The organism is Okeania sp. SIO2B3, from assembly GCF_010672525.1.
Classification (GTDB): domain Bacteria; phylum Cyanobacteriota; class Cyanobacteriia; order Cyanobacteriales; family Microcoleaceae; genus Okeania.
Genome location: NZ_JAAHGH010000213.1, coordinates 1 through 3537, shown reverse-complemented (window position 1 = coordinate 3537; position 3537 = coordinate 1). Strand labels below are relative to the sequence as shown.

The 3537-nt window shown below is 39.8% G+C and carries 4 protein-coding genes and 1 pseudogene; 1 reads left to right on the top strand and 4 read right to left on the bottom strand.

The window, feature by feature from the left end:
• Positions 1 to 217 precede the first annotated feature (217 nt).
• Complete coding sequence (gene ltrA, locus F6K15_RS37630) at positions 218 to 2101, bottom strand: group II intron reverse transcriptase/maturase (RefSeq protein ID WP_363269555.1); 1884 nt, start codon at positions 2099 to 2101, stop codon at positions 218 to 220.
• A gap of 227 nt (positions 2102 to 2328) precedes the next feature.
• Between ltrA and F6K15_RS37625 the strand changes: the two genes are divergently transcribed.
• Entirely contained in the window at positions 2329 to 2529 is a 201-nt protein-coding gene (locus F6K15_RS37625) for a hypothetical protein (protein WP_293071168.1), read from the top strand.
• Between the two features lie 154 nt (positions 2530 to 2683).
• Here the strand turns inward: F6K15_RS37625 and F6K15_RS37620 are convergent, their stop codons facing one another.
• From F6K15_RS37620 to F6K15_RS37610, 3 genes and pseudogenes are all read right to left on the bottom strand, one after another.
• Complete coding sequence (locus F6K15_RS37620) at positions 2684 to 2893, bottom strand: hypothetical protein (protein WP_293071166.1); 210 nt, start codon at positions 2891 to 2893, stop codon at positions 2684 to 2686.
• Between the two features lie 16 nt (positions 2894 to 2909).
• Positions 2910 to 3050: a hypothetical protein gene (locus F6K15_RS37615; RefSeq protein WP_293071164.1), complete on the bottom strand. Its 141-nt coding sequence runs from the start codon at positions 3048 to 3050 to the stop codon at positions 2910 to 2912.
• Positions 3051 to 3157: 107 nt separating this feature from the next.
• Positions 3158 to 3537, bottom strand: a pseudogene (locus tag F6K15_RS37610) (hypothetical protein); the annotation flags it as partial.

The following is a 3537-nucleotide window of genomic DNA, read 5'->3' as shown; positions in this document are numbered from 1 at the left end:
ATTAGGATATTTACTACCTTTTTTTTCTTGCTCACTTACTCCTATTGGATAGATAGAACCAGCCAACCAACTATGCACAATGGCATGAGCAGATTTTGACAAAACTACACAATCAATATTCCACTTTTCATCACCTAAATTCTTATAAGTGTTAAACTAAGCCAGTTTGTTACCAAACCGACTCGTCTTCAGAACCGGACGTGAGACTTTCACCTCATCACGGCTCCTCTCTTAAACGTCCCTTGTCATGGGTACATCCCTGCCTTAATATCAACATATCATCAACCCATAGATAATCATCAGGTAAGTCCTGCAACTTTGGTTCTGCGTATGTCTTTTGATCCAAGGCAGTTTTAGTATCGTGGCAATGTCGGTGCAACAGTTGTTTGTTTTTGAGTGTGTTGTCACCACCAACTGACCTTGGTTTTATATGGTCAACTTCCATAAGGTCAGTTGATCTAAAGGTTAGTCCACAAAATGCGCATTTATTCTTCTGACGTTTTAAAAGCGTCGTGACTTCTTTCCTTACGCCTGGATGTTTGCCAATTCTACTACTCCAATAAGTCCAATCGCCGTCATAAGGGGATTTATTACCTTTTACTTTGACGTGTCTCACAATAGGAACATCTGAGTGTTGGTTTAGTATAAACCCGCCATCGTTAAGCACCCAATTACTGGTTCCTTTGCAGCGGGGGAAATACTTTTTCTTAACCCATTTAGCCGACTTATTTGGATGCCTTCTACCTGCCCATCTCCATAGTCTTTTCCATAGGAGCGTATCCATTTTTTTGAATATATCTTTACTGACTACGGTTGAGAAGTAGTTAGTCCATCCTTTTATTACCGGGTTTAGTTTAGCTATTAAAGCCTTAGTAGGGGCGTTTTTGTGAGAATCACATATATCCGCCAATTTCCGATAATGAGCTTTAATGCTCTTGGAGGATGGCTTAATCAGCGTCTTAAATCCTTGTTTGGTTGTCTTTATGTTCCATTGCCTGATAGTGAAACCAAGAAAGTCAAATCCGGGTGTGTTTCCTTCATGTTCTTCCAAGGTGTGGGCAATTTTGGTCTTTTCTGGTTTTAGTTCTAATCCTACCTGGTTTAACCATTCCTGTACTACGGTTTTTGCTTGTAAAACTACTTTGATATCTTTGTGTAGGATTACAAAGTCATCAGCATAGCGGACTAATGTTAAGCCTTTACATTTATGTTTCCAGCTTATTTGATGACCTTTTCCATTTCTTATGTCTAAGGTCTTGGCAAATTCCATTAGTCTTTCTTCCATACCGTGTAAGGCGATGTTTGCTAGTAGGGGAGATATAACCCCTCCCTGTGGTGTACCTTCCACAGATTCTAGGAATTGATTATTGTCAAATACTCCAGACTTCAACCACTGTTTGATTAATCGTCTGTAGGGAGATTGACCTATCTTTCCTAGAAGTGCATCGTGGTTAATTCGGTCAAAACATTTGGATATATCAGCATCCAGTACATATTTAGGTTTATACCGGATGCTGTTAAAGATGGCCTCTATGGCATCATGAGTTGACCGTCCTGGTCTAAAACCATAGCTATTAGGTTCAAAACGTGCTTCCCATTCTGGTTCCATACCTAATTTTACCAAGGCTTGTAATGCACGGTCGTACATTGTGGGGATTCCGAGAGGTCTCTTTTCATCCCTCCCTGGTTTTGGTATATATACTCTGCGGGTGGGACTTGCTTTGAGATAACGTGATGATAGTAGGTTCACCAAATTTAGTCGCTGCATGGGAGGTAGATTTTTAATACTATCTATCCCGGCAGTTTTCTTTCCCTGGTTATCCTGTGTCACTCGCCTAACAGCTAGCAACCTAGCGTAGTAACTTTTTAAAAGAAGTTTTTGGTATCTGTGCATCTTGCGGAGTTCGCCACGGCTGGATGCTCTGTAAATCAATTTTTGTAATCGGAACACAGATTTCTCTACCTTTTTCCAATTAATATCCTTCCATTTTAGGTTTGGATTGATACTAACTTGATTCGGTATATCCTTTGTATCCCATGCTACGCTTAAAAATGGCTTAGGGTTTCCTAATCTTCTTTTTAGTGTTTGAGCTTTATTCATTACTATTCATTGCCTTACATTACGTCTAACAGTAGATACGTCTGCAAATTAATGCTTCTTATCTAATCCTACTCTCCCTAAGACCTGCAACCGTTGTACAGATTGACCTTGAATGGCTTCCTAAGATTCCGACCTATATGCTTAGGTGTCTTAGAGAGGTTTCCTCGTTCCCTTATTTCCTTTATTACGGCTGATTTAGTGGGGTAAAATCTCCCGGAGGGTTCAATATGGTTGTTGATAATCTCCACTGCATGAGATTAGCCATTGACCCCCTGACTTTCGTCCTACATCCCATAGCTACCTTGGGGATGGTTTATTCTCACGAGAGTTTGATTACCTTCCTGTTTGTCCACTTGTCAGTCTTTGCTCGCGGTATCGTTCCTGGTAACTGGTATTGTCCCGCTTTTAGACCAGCTTCACCAGTTTGATGTTCAGTCTCACCAATGTGGCCTATGCTGTCAACCCAACAACAAGGTGGATGGAATTTCACCATCAAGGATATAAGAGTTTTCACAGGTCGGAGTTATACACTTCATGTTGTGACCTGGAAGGCTAGATATACCTGCTTTTCAGCAGTCTTGACTAACCAACGAGTCGCACACAGTGATGAATAGCGTATGTTTTTAATTGTACCCAAGGAAAAACTTGACAGCGATTGCCTACTTTTTTCTTGAATATTTTTCCCTTTGCTTTCCACTGTGGAGATTGGATATAAGTATGATAATCTACTTTTTGCACTTGAAAATCTGGCCTTTCCAGTAAGTAAATTATTGACTTTGATAACCAAAGCAAAAATATTGAAATAATTCTAAGAAAGATTAGCAACAATTTTTTTAAGAGATTTAATATTTTCCAAGGTTTCTTTTTTACCATTACCAGACTCCAAAGGAATAATAGAATCACAATTTAAGGCAGCTTTTTTTTGCAGCATCAACCAGGCTGTTAACATCACCAATATCTAAATTACCACCGCTTGCTATTTTTTCAATGGCAGCCAAAGCCTGAGCAAAAAATAGTTTTCTTCAATGTCAACAATAACTTTCATAATTTTAACCACTATACACTAATTAAGTTTGACATTTTTACAGAGAATTGTTTACCACAATCCCCACATTTATACCGCTGTACTTTACCACTTTTTAACTCACGTACACCATTTTTAAGGAGGTTTTTTCCTCCACATTTAGGGCAATTGTTATTAGCACTATTTCGGCGGTTATCCTCCATTCCGACCTTTGGCGGTTCGGGAGGATCAAGCTGCTCTGTTGATTGTCCTAACTGGATTTCAGACTCATCCTTCTGTGGAGGATTTTGCTGTTCGGCGTAGAATCCGGGAGGAGGCAAAACCTCCACAAACGCCTTCTCTTCACCGGGACATATCAGCCCAAAATACTTCTCACCCCGTTCGATTAAATCTGAAGTTTTAGCTACTATTT